Annotated in this window: 22 protein-coding genes; 2 read left to right on the top strand and 20 right to left on the bottom strand. The window is 37.7% G+C overall.

Features of this window, described 5'->3' with window-relative positions; translation table 11 throughout:
• Positions 1–10: 10 nt before the first annotated feature.
• The 5 genes from KFE17_11135 to KFE17_11115 all read right to left on the bottom strand — a co-directional run bounded on the left by KFE17_11135 (position 11) and on the right by KFE17_11115 (position 5,559).
• Positions 11–982: a hypothetical protein gene (locus KFE17_11135; GenBank protein QUO31412.1), complete on the bottom strand. Its 972-nt coding sequence runs from the start codon at positions 980–982 to the stop codon at positions 11–13.
• Positions 969–2,507 carry an MBOAT family protein gene (locus KFE17_11130; protein ID QUO31411.1) on the bottom strand — a complete coding sequence of 513 codons (1,539 nt, stop codon included), beginning with the start codon at positions 2,505–2,507 and terminating at the stop codon, positions 969–971. Before KFE17_11130 ends, KFE17_11135 begins: the two co-directional genes overlap by 14 nt.
• Before the next feature lie 12 nt (positions 2,508–2,519).
• Entirely contained in the window at positions 2,520–2,747 is a 228-nt protein-coding gene (locus tag KFE17_11125; protein QUO31410.1) for an acyl carrier protein, read from the bottom strand.
• A gap of 63 nt (positions 2,748–2,810) precedes the next feature.
• Positions 2,811–4,034: an alanine racemase gene (locus KFE17_11120; protein ID QUO31409.1), complete on the bottom strand. Its 1,224-nt coding sequence runs from the start codon at positions 4,032–4,034 to the stop codon at positions 2,811–2,813.
• Between the two features lies 1 nt (position 4,035).
• Entirely contained in the window at positions 4,036–5,559 is a 1,524-nt protein-coding gene (locus tag KFE17_11115) for an amino acid adenylation domain-containing protein (protein QUO31408.1), read from the bottom strand.
• Between the two features lie 217 nt (positions 5,560–5,776).
• On the opposite strand from KFE17_11115, the gene KFE17_11110 reads away from it, so the two are divergent.
• The gene (locus KFE17_11110) at positions 5,777–7,438 is read left to right on the top strand and encodes a DUF4091 domain-containing protein (protein ID QUO31407.1); all 1,662 of its coding nucleotides are present in this window, start codon (positions 5,777–5,779) and stop codon (positions 7,436–7,438) included.
• An 84-nt stretch (positions 7,439–7,522) separates the two neighbouring features.
• Here KFE17_11110 and KFE17_11105 read toward each other — a convergent pair whose 3' ends face one another.
• From KFE17_11105 to KFE17_11060, 10 genes are all read right to left on the bottom strand, one after another.
• On the bottom strand, positions 7,523–8,122 hold the full coding sequence (locus KFE17_11105) for a hypothetical protein (GenBank protein ID QUO31406.1): 600 nt from the start codon (positions 8,120–8,122) through the stop codon (positions 7,523–7,525).
• Positions 8,123–8,210: 88 nt separating this feature from the next.
• Positions 8,211–8,966 carry a class I SAM-dependent methyltransferase gene (locus tag KFE17_11100; protein QUO31405.1) on the bottom strand — a complete coding sequence of 252 codons (756 nt, stop codon included), beginning with the start codon at positions 8,964–8,966 and terminating at the stop codon, positions 8,211–8,213.
• 15 nt (positions 8,967–8,981) lie between these two features.
• The gene (locus tag KFE17_11095) at positions 8,982–9,548 is read right to left on the bottom strand and encodes a hypothetical protein (protein QUO31404.1); all 567 of its coding nucleotides are present in this window, start codon (positions 9,546–9,548) and stop codon (positions 8,982–8,984) included.
• Positions 9,549–9,559: 11 nt separating this feature from the next.
• A complete protein-coding gene (locus KFE17_11090) occupies positions 9,560–10,186 on the bottom strand; it encodes an ABC transporter ATP-binding protein (protein QUO31403.1) in 627 nt (208 codons plus the stop codon).
• Positions 10,187–11,038 (bottom strand): hypothetical protein, encoded by an 852-nt coding sequence (locus KFE17_11085; GenBank protein ID QUO31402.1) that lies wholly within the window; start codon positions 11,036–11,038, stop codon positions 10,187–10,189.
• Complete coding sequence (locus KFE17_11080; protein QUO31401.1) at positions 11,016–11,744, bottom strand: hypothetical protein; 729 nt, start codon at positions 11,742–11,744, stop codon at positions 11,016–11,018. The genes KFE17_11085 and KFE17_11080 overlap by 23 nt, the downstream gene beginning before the upstream one ends.
• A gap of 15 nt (positions 11,745–11,759) precedes the next feature.
• Positions 11,760–12,596 (bottom strand): hypothetical protein, encoded by an 837-nt coding sequence (locus KFE17_11075; protein QUO31400.1) that lies wholly within the window; start codon positions 12,594–12,596, stop codon positions 11,760–11,762.
• 13 nt (positions 12,597–12,609) lie between these two features.
• Complete coding sequence (locus tag KFE17_11070) at positions 12,610–13,338, bottom strand: hypothetical protein (GenBank protein QUO31399.1); 729 nt, start codon at positions 13,336–13,338, stop codon at positions 12,610–12,612.
• A 64-nt stretch (positions 13,339–13,402) separates the two neighbouring features.
• Positions 13,403–13,801: a hypothetical protein gene (locus KFE17_11065; protein QUO31398.1), complete on the bottom strand. Its 399-nt coding sequence runs from the start codon at positions 13,799–13,801 to the stop codon at positions 13,403–13,405.
• A 17-nt stretch (positions 13,802–13,818) separates the two neighbouring features.
• Complete coding sequence (locus KFE17_11060) at positions 13,819–14,514, bottom strand: hypothetical protein (GenBank protein ID QUO31397.1); 696 nt, start codon at positions 14,512–14,514, stop codon at positions 13,819–13,821.
• A 250-nt stretch (positions 14,515–14,764) separates the two neighbouring features.
• Here KFE17_11060 and KFE17_11055 point away from each other — a divergent pair, with 250 nt between their 5' ends.
• The gene (locus KFE17_11055) at positions 14,765–15,271 is read left to right on the top strand and encodes a DUF5626 family protein (GenBank protein ID QUO31396.1); all 507 of its coding nucleotides are present in this window, start codon (positions 14,765–14,767) and stop codon (positions 15,269–15,271) included.
• Here the strand turns inward: KFE17_11055 and KFE17_11050 are convergent.
• The 5 genes from KFE17_11050 to KFE17_11030 form a co-directional block, all read right to left on the bottom strand.
• Complete coding sequence (locus KFE17_11050) at positions 15,266–15,766, bottom strand: helix-turn-helix transcriptional regulator (protein ID QUO31395.1); 501 nt, start codon at positions 15,764–15,766, stop codon at positions 15,266–15,268. The genes KFE17_11055 and KFE17_11050 overlap by 6 nt on opposite strands.
• Positions 15,767–15,768: 2 nt before the next feature.
• A complete protein-coding gene (locus KFE17_11045) occupies positions 15,769–16,257 on the bottom strand; it encodes a helix-turn-helix transcriptional regulator (GenBank protein QUO31394.1) in 489 nt (162 codons plus the stop codon).
• A 153-nt stretch (positions 16,258–16,410) separates the two neighbouring features.
• Complete coding sequence (locus tag KFE17_11040; protein QUO31393.1) at positions 16,411–16,812, bottom strand: HI0074 family nucleotidyltransferase substrate-binding subunit; 402 nt, start codon at positions 16,810–16,812, stop codon at positions 16,411–16,413.
• 110 nt (positions 16,813–16,922) lie between these two features.
• The gene (locus tag KFE17_11035) at positions 16,923–17,750 is read right to left on the bottom strand and encodes a carbohydrate ABC transporter permease (GenBank protein ID QUO31392.1); all 828 of its coding nucleotides are present in this window, start codon (positions 17,748–17,750) and stop codon (positions 16,923–16,925) included.
• Positions 17,750–18,628: a sugar ABC transporter permease gene (locus KFE17_11030; GenBank protein QUO31391.1), complete on the bottom strand. Its 879-nt coding sequence runs from the start codon at positions 18,626–18,628 to the stop codon at positions 17,750–17,752. The genes KFE17_11035 and KFE17_11030 overlap by 1 nt, the downstream gene beginning before the upstream one ends.
• Positions 18,629–18,722 lie beyond the last annotated feature (94 nt).

Below are 18,722 nucleotides of genomic sequence, written 5' to 3'. Positions count from 1 at the left end.
CTTTCTGCTTTTACTTATGACCCTTTAGAATCTCTCCCAGCTTTCTGCTGAAAATGTCTGCCATGTCTGTATACATATGTCCTTCGTAATCATTAAAGCTATTTACAGACCTGTCAAATCCTTCTATTTCAATTTCATTAAAATTATAATATGAAATGTCTCTTTCTTCCATATACTTTGCAACAAAATCATAGGCATTTTCATATTCTTTTTCATATTTTGCTAAAGTCTCCTGCGGGATCGGTGTTGTCACAACAATCAGTTCCATCCCTTCTTCTTCGCAAAGCTTACGAATCTTTTCGAAATATTTGACGGACTCTTCATTTACCTTATCGTCATCCCACACTTCAAATTCATAGTCAAGCGGCGGTCTTCCTGTTCTCTGCAGATTTAACGCTCCATTCGGTCCATAAACAGATTCTGCATTACTGTAAAGAGTATCTTCATAATTTTTATAAGCATCGCTTGTCCTTAATTTCAGATTCGCTATAACATTTTTATAACCCTGACGGTATACATACCACGGAAAAAGTGTAGCACGGAAATCAATATCCAGCATTTTATCCCGGAAATATTCCAATTTTACAAGCGATGGTTCTATCTCTTCATAGACAGTCGCATAGTCCGGCCCCAGCGAACATTCTGTGATCCAGTAGCCCGGGTCCAACTCATAGATTACTTTCTCCGGCTTCTGGTAACGAAGCATTTCTTTTAAAATATAATACGAATCAATCGTCCATTGACCTCCAATGCACATATTCACATTTTTCTTTCCGGTCACTTCATCAAGTACTGCCGGATGAAATGCTGCCTTTCCATGAGACGTTCCCACATATACATTGTCATACTGTTTTGTCCGAAGATTGTGCATATCATTTCGGAACAGGTTTAATGGCCGCAGCGCCATCAAAAGACATTCATTTGCAATCAGAAACAGGAGCAAAAATATTACCGGCGGTATCCACTTTTTAAAATTGCGCATAAATAAATCCTCCTGTAGAATCCGGCGGCTGTCCGAGCATAGCCGATGACATAAGAAGCGCCATATAAGCAATCCATCGAATTACCCACGGACGTGCTGCCAATGCATTTCTGATCTGTATTCCTCTCTCCTGTAACAGACTGACAACAAACACTGCCAGACAGGAAATCACAAGAATTCCAAGCGCCAGAATCGTATATTTTACTCCCGCATTCCCGGTTCCTACCTGAATCTCAAGGAGCTGTTTCGGCGCAAAATTCGTCACAGCATTTTTCATCATCTGAAGCGCCTGCGGAATCGTATCTGCCCGGTCAAAAAACCAGCTAATATTCACAAGCAAAAAGGTTCTTACAATCTGAAATACTTTCCATCCATTGCTCTTATCATTGATATGCAGACGTTTCTTCCATGACCGGTAATTCTGAACCATCAGGCCGCTGAATCCAATGATCAGACCATTGTACAAACCATACACAATGAATTTCCATGCAGCGCCATGCCAGATTCCGACTACAAGGAAAACAACAATATTTGCCAGACAGATCGGCAGCGCTCTCCCGTATGTCTTTCCAAATATTTTCTTAGCGGATTTTCCAAGTTTTCCCATCCATTTTGACAGAGACAGCGGATAGAAAATATAATCTTTCATCCATGTTCCAAGCGTAATATGCCAACGATGCCAAAAGTCTGTAATCGATACTGCGAAATACGGACGTTTAAAGTTCTCATCCAGCTCGATTCCAAATAGCTGGGCAATTCCGATTACAATATCCATTCCTCCCGAAAAATCTCCATAAAGCTGTGCCGAATAGGCAAGCACGCCAAAGATTGCAATTCCGGTATAGGTCGTATATTCATCAAATGCAGCATTTACAAAAATCGCAGCTGTATCTGCCACTACGAGTTTCTTAAAATATCCCCACAGAATTCTCTGCACACCGCGCTCTATCCGCACACGGTCAAAGGAATGTGATTCATAAAGCTGATGTGCCAGACGGTCAAATCTTCCAATCGGTCCCTGAAGAATCTGCGGAAAAAATGATACAAAAAGTGCAAATCGCAGCGGATTGCGCTCCGGCTCACACCGTTTCCAATACACATCCATAAGATATCCCGCCGACTGAAATGTGTAGAAAGAAAGTCCGATCGGCAGAATCAGGTTCCGGAAGCTCAGTTCCAGATGAAATAGATAATCCAGATTCTCAATAAAGAAATTCGTATATTTTAAAATCGCCAGTAATCCAAAATCAAGAACAAGCGCCAGAATCAATACCTGTTTCTTGCGGCGCTTTTTCGTTTGCTTATCAAGCGAATCTCTTTCCTCCACTGCATGAAGCGCAAGTCCTGCTCCATATGTTACCATCGTCACATAGATGAGAAAGAGAGTCATTTTCCATCCGGAAGAAAGATAGTAGAGATAGCTGAATAACAACAGCCATCCCCACTGCCACTTCTTCGGAATCAAATAATATCCTGCTGCCGCAAAGAAAATGAACAGCAGGAATTTCATTGATATAAAAGACATTCCTTCCCCCTTTTATTCTTCCTGAAGTCTCTGCACCATTGCCCAAAGCGCCTCTGCGGAATTAAAATTCTCCGGAATAATCTCTGCCGGTGTCACTGAAATATCAAATGCATCTTCTAATTCCCCTACAATTGATAAAATCGCGAAAGAATCCAACAAACCATCATCAATCAATGTTGTACATTCGTTATAATCCACATCCGGCGCGATCTCTTCTAAAATTTCAATTAACTGTTCCATTTTCTTTTCTCCTGTCTTTTTCTTAATATTTTATACATAAACAATTTCATCATACATGAGTTTTTACCGCAATGCAACGGATTCAGAAATTCTTAAGGTTATGCTTCCGTCATTCAGCATATCTGATGCGATTTCCGGACGCAATACCTTCACTCCTTCTTTCTTCTCATAGGTAAGTATCTGCGGAAGATTCCTGCTTAAAAACAGATAGATTCCTTCTGTCACAGAATAAGCTCCTACCCGTTCAAATACAAGAAGATCTCCCACCCTTCCATTGATAAGCGGAAGCTGCTTCACAATCACATCATTGACGGTACAGAGAGAGCCGCAGATATTCCATTCTTCTGCTGCATCACTCTCTTTAATCTCATTTTCTGCCGGAATATGCTGATAATGCGGAAGCTTCATTGCCATCATCTGTCCAAAATAAGATAAATGATGAATTCCTCCATCCACAATTGCATAACGCTGTTCTTTATTGATCTTCTGATCCACGATCCGCGTCAGATAATAACCGCAATACGCTGCAATATAGCGCCCCATTTCCAGTGTAATATGTCCCCGGAAATGCAGTCCTTCCAAAAGTGCTGCAAATGCTTTCAGCAGTTCCTGATCATCCACTTCCGGATCTCCGGCGAAATACGGCACATAAAATCCCGGTCCGTATTCCAATTCTTTCGCCTGATAACCATACGCTTCTTCTAACCTCTGTATAAATTCGTCCAGATGAACAAGCTCTTTTTCTATTTTTGACAGTTTCTTCTTCTGCGTACCGGAATAATACTGCAGACCGCAAAACTCTATATGAGGATATTGGTTTCTGCTGTCAATTATTTTACAAATTTCTTCCTCATCTACCCCAAACTGGTTGCCGCTTGTTACCCGGATCAACGCCGGAAGAACAATTCCTTTCTCCTTTGCCAGACGCTCCAACAATTCCAAATGTGACCTTGATTCTATCGTATATGTTGCTTTATTCCCGCAACTTTCTATTGTGTGACGTACATCTTCCTCTGCTTTGTAGACTCCTGACAATACAATCTTCTCCGGTGAAACTCCGGCCCGCTCGCAGATATGAAATTCCCCCGGCGAACATACTTCATATTTGCTGATCCCAAGCTCCCTGCACTGCACCAAGAATGGATTCGCCTTCATGGCAAAGCAGATTTGCGCCCGCCCAAGGATTCCTTCCATCATCCGGATTCTTTCACGCAGCATGTCCAGATCAAACACATATGCCGGCGTCTCATAGCGCTCGCTGATCTGTTTCAGTACTTCTCTATCCATATTATTCCTCCAAACTGTTCTCATACTTCTCTCTTAACTGCTTCCGGTCAATCTTTCCATTCTTTGTAACCGGAAGTGTCTCAAGCTGCACAAATACATTCGGTATCATAAAGCCCGGAAGCGTCTTTCCCAGTGCACGGATAATCTGCTTCTTATCAATCTCCCCTTCATAGAACGCAATAATCTTATGCTCCTCTTCATCATAGATGCAGCAATTTCTCACAATCTCATCAATCTTCTCCAGACCAAGCTCAATCTCTCCAAGTTCAATCCGATGTCCCATATGTTTAATCTGAAAATCCTTCCGGGAGGCAAAGTACAGGTTCCCGTCCGCACCGTAATAAGCCAGATCTCCCGTCCGGTAAATCCGTTCCAGATAACATCTGTTCAGCGGATTCTGGACAAATGCCTTCGCCGTCTGCTCTGAATTATTATAATATCCAAGTGCCAGTGCTGTTCCGGCTACACAAAGCTCTCCCTTTACCCCTTCGTCAGTTACAAGATGATCCTCTTCATCAAGGAGAAATACTTTCTCATTCGGAAATGCCCGTCCGATCGGAAGCACCTCTCCCGGGGCAAATTCCCGGTCAACTACATAGTAGGTGCAGTTGCATGTAATCTCTGTCGGACCATAGACATTGACATACATTGCATCCGGCAGCGCCTCTCTCCAGAGATTCAGATGCTTCACCGGCATAACTTCACCGCTGAAAATCACTTTCTTTACCTTCGTCGGTATCTTATATTCAAAGCCTTTCAGCGTTGTAATGATGCAGAGGGCGGATACCGCCCAGATTAATGTAGTAACTTCCCGCTCTACAAGAAAATCAAGCAGCTTCACCGGGAAAGAAAAATATTGTTTCGGAATAATCTGCATCGTAGCGCCCGTTTTCAAAGTCGAATAAATATCCTTCACAGATACATCAAAGTCAAAAGGCGCCTGATTGCCAATCACATCTTCTGACGTAATCTGAAATAACTGTGTAAATTCCTCTATAAAATCAATTACTGAGCGGTGACATACTACAACACCTTTCGGAATACCGGTAGAACCGGATGTAAAATTAGCATACAGCGGATCAGTATCCATACTGCCTGATCGTATGCTGCGAAGTATCTCCTCCTGCGGCTCAACTTCCAATGCATCCTCCAGATCAACAACATCCCCGGTAAATGCAAGCTTCTCCAACTGTTTATGATAAGAAGCTGATGTTAGTATCAGATCCGCTTCCAGAGTAACCAGAATCTGCCTGAGTCTTTCTGCCGGAAGTTTCGGATCCAGCAGAACATAAAAACAGCCCGCATGTACAACTCCCATAAATGCTGTCACTGCGGCAACACCCTTCTCCATAAATACCGGAATCGGACTTCTTCTCTTCGTTTGCTGTGCCAGACAAGTTCCAACCACTCTTGCTCTCTCCAGCAGTTCCCGATATGTACATTTATCTTTATCATCTGCAAATGCTATTTTATCCGGATAACATTCTGCAGAATGTTCCAGATAATCCAATATATTTCGAATCATTATATACCTCCTGCGTTTTGTCTCATTATACCTTAACCGAATAAATATCTCAACGTGAATCCCATGACAAAACTCTTACATTTTAAAGACATTTTTTTCAATATATTTTCTTTCGGTACATATTCATTTCTTCTATAAATATATGTATTTTTTCTATCGCTCTTTCCACCCATATCGAGTATAATAGACTTATCATAAAAAAGTGAGGTATCATATCATGAGAAAATTAGAAGCACCTACTTTTGAACTTAAATTATTAAGTTCCCTTGCGAAAGTATTTGCAGATGAAGAACCAAAATATCAGACAGAATGTCTCGTAATGACTTCTTTAAAGAACGAGACGATTTCTTTCCAGGCAGCTATTAAAAATGTCGGATTTATGAAACAAAATCTAACATTAAAGGTCATTTCCCCGATTGAAAACATGATTCATGCAAGAAGTGTTGAATACGTTCCGGTCGGACGCTCTGACTGCGGAATCCTTGATGACAATTATCTGAAGACAGGTTCCGGAATGTATCCGGATCTTCTCCGTGAATTAAAAGATAATACAGTTGTTGCATATCCGAACAAATGGCGCAGCGTCTGGTTCGATGTGATTGTTTCTGAAGATGCCGCTGCCGGAACATATCCAATCGAACTTCAGTTTATCAATAGCGAAAATGAAGTCGTATGCAGCGCTTCTACAAAAGTAACAATCATTGACGCCGTTCTTCCGGAACAGGATCTGATCCATACAGAATGGTTCCACGCTGACTGTCTTGCTGACTACTATCATGTAGATGCATTTTCTGAAGAACACTGGCAGATCATCGAGAACTTCCTTGCGGAATACGTTTCCCGCGGATGCAACATGCTCCTGACACCAATGTTCACACCGCCTCTTGATATCGCAGTTGGAGGAGAACGTACAACAGTTCAGCTTGTTCAGATCACAGTAGAGAACGGCGAATATCATTTCAACTTTGATCGTCTGAAACGCTGGGTTGACCTCGGCCAGAAATACGGCATCAAATATTTTGAAATGTCTCATCTGTTCTCACAGTGGGGCGCAAACTACGCACCAAGAATCGTTGCCACAGTAGACGGCAAAGAAGAAAATATCTTCGGATGGCATACACCTGCAGTCGGCGAATACACGAATTTCCTTCATGTATATCTCCCGGCATTAAAAGAGAAATTAGTAGAATGGGGCATTGCAGATATTACATACTTCCATATTTCCGATGAACCTGGCGCACACTTTGAGACATTCAAAGCTGCCAAAGACTCTCTCGGAGATCTGCTTGAAGGCTATCATACATTTGATGCATTATCCACTTATGATTTCTATGAAAATGGACTTGTTGACCGTCCGATTCCTGGAAATAACGAAATCGAACCATTCATCGAACACAATGTACCTCACCTGTGGACATACTACTGCGTTGGACAGTTCTATGAAGTAAGTAACCGCTTCATGTCCATGCCATCAGCAAGAAACCGTATCTACGGCGCACAGTTATTCAAATTTGATATCGAAGGAATCCTTCACTGGGGCTATAATTTCTACAACACACAGTTCTCCAAAGAACATATCAATCCATACGAAATTACAGATGCAGGCTATGCATTCCCATCAGGAGACTCCTTCCTCGTATATCCGGGCGCTGACAGACATCCGGAAGAATCCATCCGTATGATGGTTCACGATGAAGCATTAAATGACGTAAGAGCATTCAAGCTTCTTGCATCTCTGACAAGCAAAGAACATGTCGTAGAATTAATGGAAGAAGATCTTGCCGATCCTCTGACATTTAAAGTATATCCAAAATCAGACATGTATCTCATCTCACTGAGAAATAAAGTCAATCGTGAGATTGCAAAATACAGCAAATAAATTCTTTTCAGAACTATAAAACCAGGGCAGTTTTCAGGCACATATCAAATGTGCAGCCTGAAAACTGCCCTGACTGGTTATTTACTATTCATTCTCTATCTCCACTGTCCAGATTAGTCCGTTATCATTCCTTCTGAAATCAAATACCGTCTCTTCTGCTGTGCCATCCACAAGAACGGTTGCCTTAACTCTTTCTGATTTTTCTGTCTTCTCCACAACCTCTAATTCTCGCAGTTCAATGTTCTGATTCCTGCTCAAATAGTAATATAAAACGCCGTTGTTCCGAGATGATTCAAGACCTTTCTCATCATAATATTCTCCAATATAACCTTTCCACTTTTCAAATGCTTCTTCTGCTGCCTGATTCGCCGCTTCCTTCTGCTCTTCTGTCACTTCTTCCGCTGTAAGACCAATTGGATACGTCATCGTTTCCTCATTATATAATTCCTCATTCGGGCAGACAGTCATAAGTTCAAGCGTTTTCTTGGCTCCCTCGCTGATTTCAAAATCTTCTGTCTCGGAATTCTCAGGCTCTTTCTTTGTGTCATCTGCCTCTTGTGCAGCTGAACCATTGTCGCCCTTCGGCGCTTCATTTTGCTTCTTTGAACCGCATCCGCTAAATACAAAAGCAGTCATTATAATACATACTAAAAATAAATATTGAATTTTCTTTCTTTTCTTCATATTAAGCACCTCTTTTCAGATAATTAGTGGTTATGTTCAGTATAGATAAGTTTATAAATTTATTCAATAGAATCTTTCTTACATTTACTTAACAATTATTACATTCAAAAAAAAGCATTTCGCATTGATCATCTACTGCAATTTCTTTTGAAAATGATGAATACGTTCTCACATCTGTAAAACCAATTTCCTTCAAGTATTGTTCCATTTCTCCAAACTTATAAAGATGTATCTGGAAATCCATTTCTTCCCTCGCTAATAATTTCGATCCATCATATAATTCATAAATTCCCGGCATAAACTGTGTCTGACTTTTCTCATCATAGAAATTTCTGCTTTTTAAGATTAAGTCATATCCTTCTTTTGTTTTCACTTCTGCCGATACTTCATAATCACTATCATCTTCGCATTTATTTTCTATCGTATCTACTGAAAAGACTAACTTACCGCCAGTTTTTAACATTCCCCTCAGCTTCGCTAAAATTTGTTTGCACAACTCTATATCTGTAAACAATGCAACAGAGCTGGCACAGATAAAAATATAATCAAATTTCTCTTCTATGTCACATTTCAATATATCCGCCTGAATTACCTTAGCATCGGGCGCCTTTTCTCTCAGTTTCCTTAACATTTCCTCTGATAAATCTATCCCGCTGATATCAAATCCTTTTTCATAAAATGGAAGGAAAAATCTGCCGCTGCCGCATAACGCCTCCAGAATTTTCATATCTTTTTCCGCATAAGAAAGATAAAACTCCAGTTCATCCTTTGGTGGTTCCTTATGTAAAATCTCATACATTTCTGTACACAGACTTCCATAGTAATTTTGTTTTAATTGCTCCATATGCATAACCTCGCTCTATATTATTTCTATCGGAATCATTTTTTTCTCCGGATATAAGCTAAGTGTCATCCAATATTCTTTTTCATACACTTTTTCCCACTCCGATTTTCTAAAATTCTGCTGCACCATTAAATATGGGTAACAAAATTCTTTTTCTTCTCCTGCTGATAACTGAATGCTCCATCCTTCATCATCTTCAGATAAATACGACAGAAATTCACGATCAGCAACATTAGACCAGCCTCGCGACTCTGCCGATAGCTGAAGCGGACTTACCTCTGTTGCTTCTGTTCCACTATTTCGAACAGAAAATCTGATCCACAACAGACGAATATCTGTTGTAAAGAAAGCTTCTTCCGGTACTTTTCCTGAATCCCTGATTTCCTGCTCTTCCATGAAATACCCATCCTGTACTTTCACTTCTATATTTTTACCTAACACCTCTGCGGTTACCCATTCATTATTGTTATATACAATTTCTTTTGTTTGCGGAAACTCTTTATTCGCTCTCTTTACCAGAATCCCCCATATTCCAAACAATACTATAATAACAATAATTCCGGTCATTATCCTCTTCTTCATAGAATTACCTCTTATATCAATTTTCCATTTTTTAGATTAAAAATTTCATCTGCAAGATATAATAATTCCTCTGAATCATGACAAGATAATATAATTAACTTACCCTCCTCTTTAAGCTCTAAAATCATATCTTTTAAAATCTCAATGCTTTCCTCATCTAAACCATTCATCGGCTCATCCAGAATAATTAATTCCGGCATTTCCATAATCGCCGCTATAATTCCCAATTTCTGCTTCATTCCAAGTGAATATTTTCTATAAGCTTTTTTATCTGCCGGATCTAAATGAAATCTTTCCATCAATTCTTTTATATATTCTTCTTTTACCTGTCTCTTGATTGACGCAATTAGTTTTAGATTCTGCAAACCTGAGTAGGACGATATAAATCCTGGATTTTCAATCAAAATTCCTGCGCTTTCCGGAAATGAAATATCTGTTCCCATTAGCTTTTCATCAATTTTTATACTTCCCTCCGTCGGATGAATCAAACCGCAGATTGCACGCATCAGCATTGATTTACCTGAACCATTTTTTCCCTGAAATCCATAGATTTTTCCTGATTCCATTTGAAGTGAAATATCATCCAACACTACAGTTCCATCAATCCTTTTTGTAAAATGCTGAATATCAATATGCATCTAAAAATCCCCCTTCTTCTTCAGAAAATCCTTTTTCTTTAAAACTGCATTTCCAATCAAAATTCCGACTACACTCATAAAAATACTAAAGGAAATTCCAATCATTGTGTTTACGCCCTTTATTGTAAAACTCTGATTCCTAAGTGCCATTAAATAATTCCCCGGTATCAATTCCTGCTGTAAATATACCGAAACAATTAATACGCTAATTCCTGCTAACATTCCTAACAGAGAATTACTTAAAAAAGATATTAAAACCTGCCAGATATTTATCATATATATTGTACAGATTGGAAGAACTCCAAATACTAATATTCCTGTCTTGATAGTTCCTTCATTTATTAACCCCATATCAATCGTTGTAAATACAGGTTTCAATGATCCCATTTTCCAGGAAAAAAGGAAAATCACAACATACAGTACACTAAAATACAGGCAAATATGCTCAAACATCCAAATACACTTTGACAGCCACCAGATTTTCGTGCTTCGCACTCTAACCATATTCTGTATGCCCATTCCGTTCACATATGATTTTGGATAAATCATCCCACTAAATAAAAGGAGCGTATAAAACAAAAACCATTCTCCCGGAATTTTAAAAATGGTATTTTCCGTAATTTCTAAAAATGGAACCCCTTCCATAAACCGATACAGATAATCCAAAAAAGTAAAACATACGTGCGTTTCCTGTCCGTAAGATTTATAATTATAAAATTGAGTACAGACGAATATTGCCAATATAAACGGTACTATATAATATTTTCTCACTTGAAGAAATCCGCACCGCACGTCAAATGCAACTGCCTGTCTCAATGCTTTTCCGATTTTACATGAATTCTTTCTTTTCAATAACTTTTTCTCCTGCCTTATAAAGAATCACTGTCAATATACATGCCGCTCCTGCCTCCGCTAATATGGATATCGTTCCTGCTGCAAAACGATACTGTACCGTGAATAAATTAAAAAATACCGGCAGTTTTGGGAATACCCATTCGATCACTAAAACGATCGCATATCCTATCCACATTGTCCATATCCCCATTTCTTTCCACGATAATATCCGAAATATTAATGAAATGAAAAACATTTTCCAAAGCATTAACAGGAAAAATGCAGCGCCGATAAATGCCGGAGAACTTTCGCATATTTGATTTACTTTACTGAAAAACAAACTATACATGGAATCCCAATTCCAAAGTTCCGGTGTGGATAGAATACACGCCGCCGCTGCCGTTATAAATTCAATGCAGACAAAGCCAACACTTCTGATGAACAATCTTCTGACTTGTCTTTTCCACAAATTTTTACGACTAATATGAACGATAATATAATTGCTGCTATATATCTTTTCTTCATCTGCAAATAATAAAAACCATGACAGCGGCACAGAGACTAAACCAAAAGTCCATGGAGAATTCAAAATAGCCATTCCATCCATTGCACAATACGCCAATCCAAATCGGTCAAAAACTCTTAATTGCAGATTCAGAAACAATAAATTAGATATGTACAATAAGATTGTCAAGATAATTATTTTCAAATGTCGAATTTCCATACCGTCTTTCCTCTTTTAATATAAATCTGTCTTTTTTCCTGTTTGAAAAAATATATAACCGCTTACTCCTCCCAATACGATCAAATATCCTATCAACAACATCCATGAAGGACACCCTATTGCCGGAAGCAGGAAATATACCGGAGAATATTTCACAGCATCCGGATGTCCCGTCATCATACATACCGAATAAATGAAAATATTCAAAAGAAACGGAAATAATAGCGCTACTATTTTTTTATCCGAGAACCATGTCAACATCAGAGAAAGACATGCCATCATTCCCCCGAAAACAAACTCCAGCACAAAGAAAATCAACAAATACATATACGGATGTGTTTCATAAATTCCATACCATAATACGGATGCATTTACCAATTTCCCGGCAATTTCCTGAGGCACTAAACTTTGCAGCATTGTCATACAAATCATCAAATTTAATATCAATGGAACAACTATCACAATACCGCCCATCAAAAAAGTTACAAGATATTTTGAAATTAAAAAATCACTCCGGCAGCATCGTGTAAATACCTGTTTAAAATAACCATCTTTTATTTCATCATAAAATCCTGCACTACATGGAAGAACAGCCAAAATCGGGAAAATCAAAAAATATAAAAAGCCTTCAATATTATAGGTATTGCCGCCAATCCAATGTGAAAAAACTGTTTCCGGATAAATAAAAGAATTTATCCATACTTCATCAGCCTGATTCCAATATCCTACAACTCCAACAAGATTATGTATAATATGAATAATAGAAATACTCAAACCAATTATCAGACTGATCCAAAAACCTCTGCTATGCACAGCTCTCTTTAACTCAATATTTACCAATCTTTGTATCATGCCACTATCTCCATTATTTTAAATCTGCTTTTATAAATCTTACACCTTCCGCATATCTTGGATCAAAACATCCATCCATGCTATATCTGATATATAAATCAAATCCTGTGAGAACATCATCCTTTTCTATAAAGACAAGATTATATTGCTTCTTTTCGCCAGATTGAAAAATCACTCTGGCATAACTTTTATTTCTTTCATAAGCATCTTTACTTGTTTTATAGCCAAGCAGCTCACCCAAACTTCTACTCTCATAATCAATATCATCTTTCTCATCCGTCAGCAAAATATATGTAAAGCTATTTATGTACAATTCCTGCTCTGTATCTGATATATTTGTAATTTCAACCGGACACACAAGATACGAATATTCATTCAAAATTTCATTATTTTCGCCAAATTCCACCGGCAGTACATGAGAAAAATCATTTTTTGCATAATATGCTGCATCTGAATCAATAGGACCTTTTGTCGCATAAATATCCTGTACTTGAACTTCAAATGGTTCAATTGTAAATGTCTCTCCTATCTCGGATATAATATCACTGTACGGCATAACTTCTCCATCTATAGTAACCGGAATATTAACATTTGTTTCATCTTTTTCTTTTGACACAACTTTATTTTCATTATTTTTACTTTCCGGCTGCCATAAAACTTTTTGCAGTACCATAATAAGAACGACTGAACACATCAGAACAGCTATTCCGATAATAATCCCATTCCATACTTTTTTCTTCAAATGATTTCCTCCTTAATAAGCATCAGGTAAGGCTATAAATTGTGACCTTACCTGATACTTGAACTTAATTCAATCTCTGTGTCGCTAGTTGTATTTGCATCACTTTCACTACCGATTCTTCATCAATTTTAGAGTATTCTTCTTCTTCAAATCCGAGAATAATTTCATCACCAACCTTTAAATCTTTGATTGAAATTGTTTCAACATCTCCTGTTTCATAATTACAATATAAAATTCTATATGCTTCTATAGCTTCTGTACAATCAATATATTTTTTACTCTTTTGAGCTTCGCCCATATACTCAATCTCGATCTGGCTGTTTTCTAAATCAATTTCAATAATTTCCGCATCAATTCCTAGATATACTATCTCTTCTTTTTTGCAACCGATCAGACTTCCTACAGTGAGCATAAACAATAAGCATATAATAAATTTTTTTAGGTATGTTTTATTCTCTAACATTTCGTTTCTTTTTAACATTATACATTACTATCTTCCGAATAAGACTGATATGTTGGTTCGAATCCCGTACAGTTATTATATTTAGTTTCTCTAATTACCCCGTCCCAATTCGAACGCAAGGTTTCTATAACCGTAATATTATGCTTATGATACCCTGTTTTATAATAAAATGTTCTTGTATTAAAAGCTGAACTGTCCGGACCACTAAGACGAATCGTAATACGAGTACTATAATTTCCTGTAGCTCCTAAAGAAAAACTACCTTGTAAGGCTCTATTAACAGTTGCCTGACTTCCAACTGGAATGTTTATTCCTGCTTTAGCACTAACAGACACAGATTTTTCAACAGAATATTCATGGGACTCTCCTCTTGCTACACTTCTAACAAAATATGGTCCTGACATATTTACAAATGATTGTGTAATTCCATAGTCAACAACCGACCACTCTTTCCATTCTCGATAATCATATGTTGAAACTGCATCTTCACTTTGTTTTTTCCTAATACTTCCTAACAAAGTATGTGTTTTTCCATCATATTCGTATTTAACCGGATTTGAATAATGAACATATTCATATTCTAATCCATCCTCTCCAATAAATTCTATAACTTTACTATTTTTATTATCAAAATTTGCTTCTGCTACTAAAACATTAGAACTCATAAAAATCATCATACAAATTACCAATAAATGGGATACTAATTTTTTCATATAATTACCTCCTTACGCTCTCATTTTAATTCCGGAATTGTTTGATTTACATTTATTGTAGCCTACAATTCTTATCACCAAAAGCAAATCCCCTGTCAAAAACCGCAATTTTTCTTTTCTCAACTACATCAACCCTGCTTTTTACGCAAATATCCTTTGACAAAACGCAATTTTCTATGTACTTTGTTGATTTTACGCTATTTTTCAAGCTACTATATCTTTATCAATTATTTTCTAGGAGGTTTTCTTTATGAAATCAAAAACAAAACTATTTCTTGCATCACTTTTAACTTTTGCTATCATGAATAGCAATCTCTCAGCAACAGCATTTGCATCTGACACAAATTTCCAGTCACAGTCAGAAACAAGTGCTCTTTCTACTGTAGCCGAATATGACTTAACCTGCAGCGAAACACAAACCTTTACTGTATTAGATGCCAATGGCGAAGTATATTCTGTTACCTTTGAACCACTGACACCTGTATCCCGCATTGCATCCGGATCTTATCGTATTACTAAGACAAAACCCAATGCATGGACTGCTTCTATGGTTATAACGATTTCCAACAATGCCATCACAAAAGCAGGTTCTCCATCTGTCTCTTATCCAGGTACTAAAATTATCTCACAGACTGCTACACGTAACTCAGGTACAACTGCCACACTACGATTTAGATATTCTTTAAACTCACAATCTTATTCTGATGGTTTCAAAGCCGTTCTTTCTGGTTCTAAAATCACTGCCTACTTTTTATAATTTTTCTATTGTCGTAGTACCTTCTGTACCAAATACTGCCAGAAAAGAAAATACGAAATAGATACTAACTCCCAAGCAGATTACTGCTGCAATCTTTAACAAAAACTGTATTTTCTTATTTTCACATTTGTAAAAGATCAGCACATATGCATCGAACAGAACGCCAAAATACATGAAATAACATGTCGTAACCATCATGATCAGATAGAGAATCATCTCTACAACTTCATGTTTGAGATCAAATAGCTTATCACAGAATCTGCTTGTCTGCGGAGCAGATTCTGTATTATCTTTTTTCGCTTCCAGACCACATAATTCTTCTATCGAAACATGGTACTCATTTGCCAGCATCATAATTGTGCTGACTGAAGGCATTGCTTTATTATTTTCCCAAGCCGATACAGTCTGACGTGTTACATTCATTTTTTTAGCTAATTCTTCCTGACTCATGGAATGATTTTTCCGATATTCCTTTAAACGATCTCCTAATTGCATAACTACATCCTCAAATAAAGTATTGGGACTACAATATTATTTATGGACAACCCCAGACCAATAAGAGCCATTCCTTTCAATAGCCAATACATCTTTCTCTCCAGATTTTTCTTCGGGTAAATAAATAACATTCCAAAGTTATAAATGCAGCCAAACCAACAGATGACAGGTGGAGTAACGGTAAGCATACTAAAGAACATTCCGACAAGAGCTATCTCTTTTTCATACTGTTCCCAAAAAGTCTGCTGCCTTTCATTAACCGTTTCTTTCTCTTTCCCGGTGCTTTTCCCGCAAAAATCACTTTCTAAAAGTTCATCCACTGTCATACCGTATAATTCTGCCATTCTTCTAACCATTTCCAGATCCGGTTCACTCCCGCCGTTTTCCCAGTTAGACAGTCTCTGACGGCTGATTCCAAGCTCTTCTGCCGCTTCCTCCAGTTTCATATTACATTTTATTCTGCTTTTTTTTAATAAGTCTCCCAGTCTCATGTTTAAATACCTCAAATGAAATTCTATGTCTATTATAGCTTAAGTTTTATGCATATTCAACAAAACCACTGTAACTACTTTCCGCTATACTAATAATATTCATAAATATAAAAAGGATGAGCATCCTCTCTCTGATACCCATCCACTCTTAAATTACTTATAATATTTCTCACATGTATCTCGAAACTGTTCAAATAAATCATAGTATGTATTTACAATATCATGAAATTTCTCTGCGGCAAATGTTCCATCATAATCATGCGCTAGTTGATTTCGATCTTTTAACATCTGCAGCCAGCAGTCATTATCAATAATACCATTCACAAATGCCTGCTGCATAACCTGTCTCGGAGAACCCATCGCAAAATCCAGTATTTCCATTTGTTTTACTAGAATATCTTTCATAACTTTCCAAGCTATATCAAAGGTAAAATTAAAATTTAATACAGTTGCTGCTAATACAAAATCTGCACTCGGATCGGCATTCTTACTCTTTTCCAAGTTTTTCATACTTTTGCAAAATGTATTATACCGATTAATATATTTGCTTTCCATATTTTTTAATATCCTCCAATAAAAATTCATTTCTCCTTCCACTGTCGGCAGACTTTAATATCTACAGTATAGGTCAATCTGTCTCGGATATCAATATCTATCGGAGCCATTTATTTAATTCCGCTTAGAGCCAGTCCTTTAATAAATTGTTTCTGGAAAATCAGGAAAATAATGATCATCGGCACCATAATCATTGTTCCTACTGCCATGATTGCTGCAAGATCTTCTCCTCGCTGACTTGAAAAATATACAAGTCCCAGCGGCAGTGTCATTTTTTCTTTATCATTCAGCATAATCAATGGATTCAAATAATCATTCCAGTGCGCCATCGCTGTAAAGATTCCGATTGAACCGATTGCCGGCCGGATCATCGGTAAAATCACATGCCAGTATATTTTCATCGGCCCCGCCCCGTCAATCTTGGCAGCTTCGCAAATACTATTTGGAATGTCTTCAATAAACTGCTTCGCCAGATAAATAGAAAACGCACTGACCATCGAAGGAATAATAAGCGCCCATTGACTGTTCAGAAGTCCTAATTTCATATTCATCAGATAACGTGGAATCATTGTTACCTGTGAAGGTACCATCATTGTTGCCAGTAGCAGCATAAATAACGGTTTTTTCAGCTTAAACTCATATTTTGCAAATACATAGCCAAGCAATGTACTTGTAATGATTACGATCATTGTTACAACAGCTGTAATCATAACACTGTTGAAAAACCATGTTCCGATCGGAGCTTTCTCAAGCGCTGTCTCGTATCCTTCTATCGTCCATTCTGTAGGAAAGAACTGCGTTTTGTTCATATGGATTTCTGCATTTGATTTAAAGGAAGTACAAAACATCCATACAATCGGATACATCATCACAGCAGAAAACGCGACCAGAAATAAAATAATTATCATATGATACGCTTTAAATTTCTTATGTTCCATTATTCATAACTCCAATCTGCCCGCATCATCCTGTTCTGGATCATAGCAACCACAAAGATCATCAAAAATAATGCCGTTGCAACTGCCGATGCATAGCCCATATCAAATTGCGTGAAACTGATTCGATAGATGTAATTTGTCAGTACCATTGCACTGTCCTTCTGCCCGCCATCCGGAACAAATACTTTGAACTGGGCAAACATTTGAAAATAGTTTGCCATCGTCATAATTGCCACGAAAGCAAATGTTCTTCCGATTAGTGGAAGCCGGATAGAAATAAAACGTCTTACAGGACCTGCTCCGTCAATTGCCGCTGCCTCATCGAATTCCTTTGGAACACTCTCAAGACCTGCCGTAAAAAGTACCACATTATATCCAATATCTGCCCATAGTGTAAATACAATCACGATCAGAAACATTTGCCATGTTGTCAACCCCCAGTTCTTTGGTGTTCCCCCCAGGTATTTAATAATTTCATTCAAAAGTCCGCCTCTTGTACCAACGATACCATATTTCCAGATGAGCGCAGTTCCTACCATCGGAGCAATACATGGAATAAATAAAATTGTCCGGAAAAATGTCTTAATTCCTTTTGACGGCAATACCGAAATAATCTGTGCAAGAAACAATGTAATCACAATATTTCCAAGAACTGCCACGATACAAAACACAAGTGTATTTATGACTGCCTTATAAAAGACTTCATCCTGAAACATACGCTTATAATTTTCCAAACCAAGAAACGGCTGGGTGCTGTTTACAGGATTATATTCAAAAAATGATATCCCAAGTCCATAAAATAATGGAAAGACTGAAAATATAAACAGCAGCAAAAATCCGGGAACGAGAATCGCTGCCACAAACTTATTATTTTTCATCTCTTCCTCCTTTCTATCAACCGCCTTTAAAACCTATTGATGATTTATTGATATTCCATAATATCATATCATCCTGCAGTTAATCAACCTTCTA

Origin of the sequence: Faecalicatena sp. Marseille-Q4148, assembly GCA_018228665.1 — a bacterium.
Taxonomy (GTDB): domain Bacteria; phylum Bacillota; class Clostridia; order Lachnospirales; family Lachnospiraceae; genus UBA9414.
Note: the sequence above shows the minus strand (reverse complement) of the source record. Positions and strands in the feature narration are given on the sequence as shown.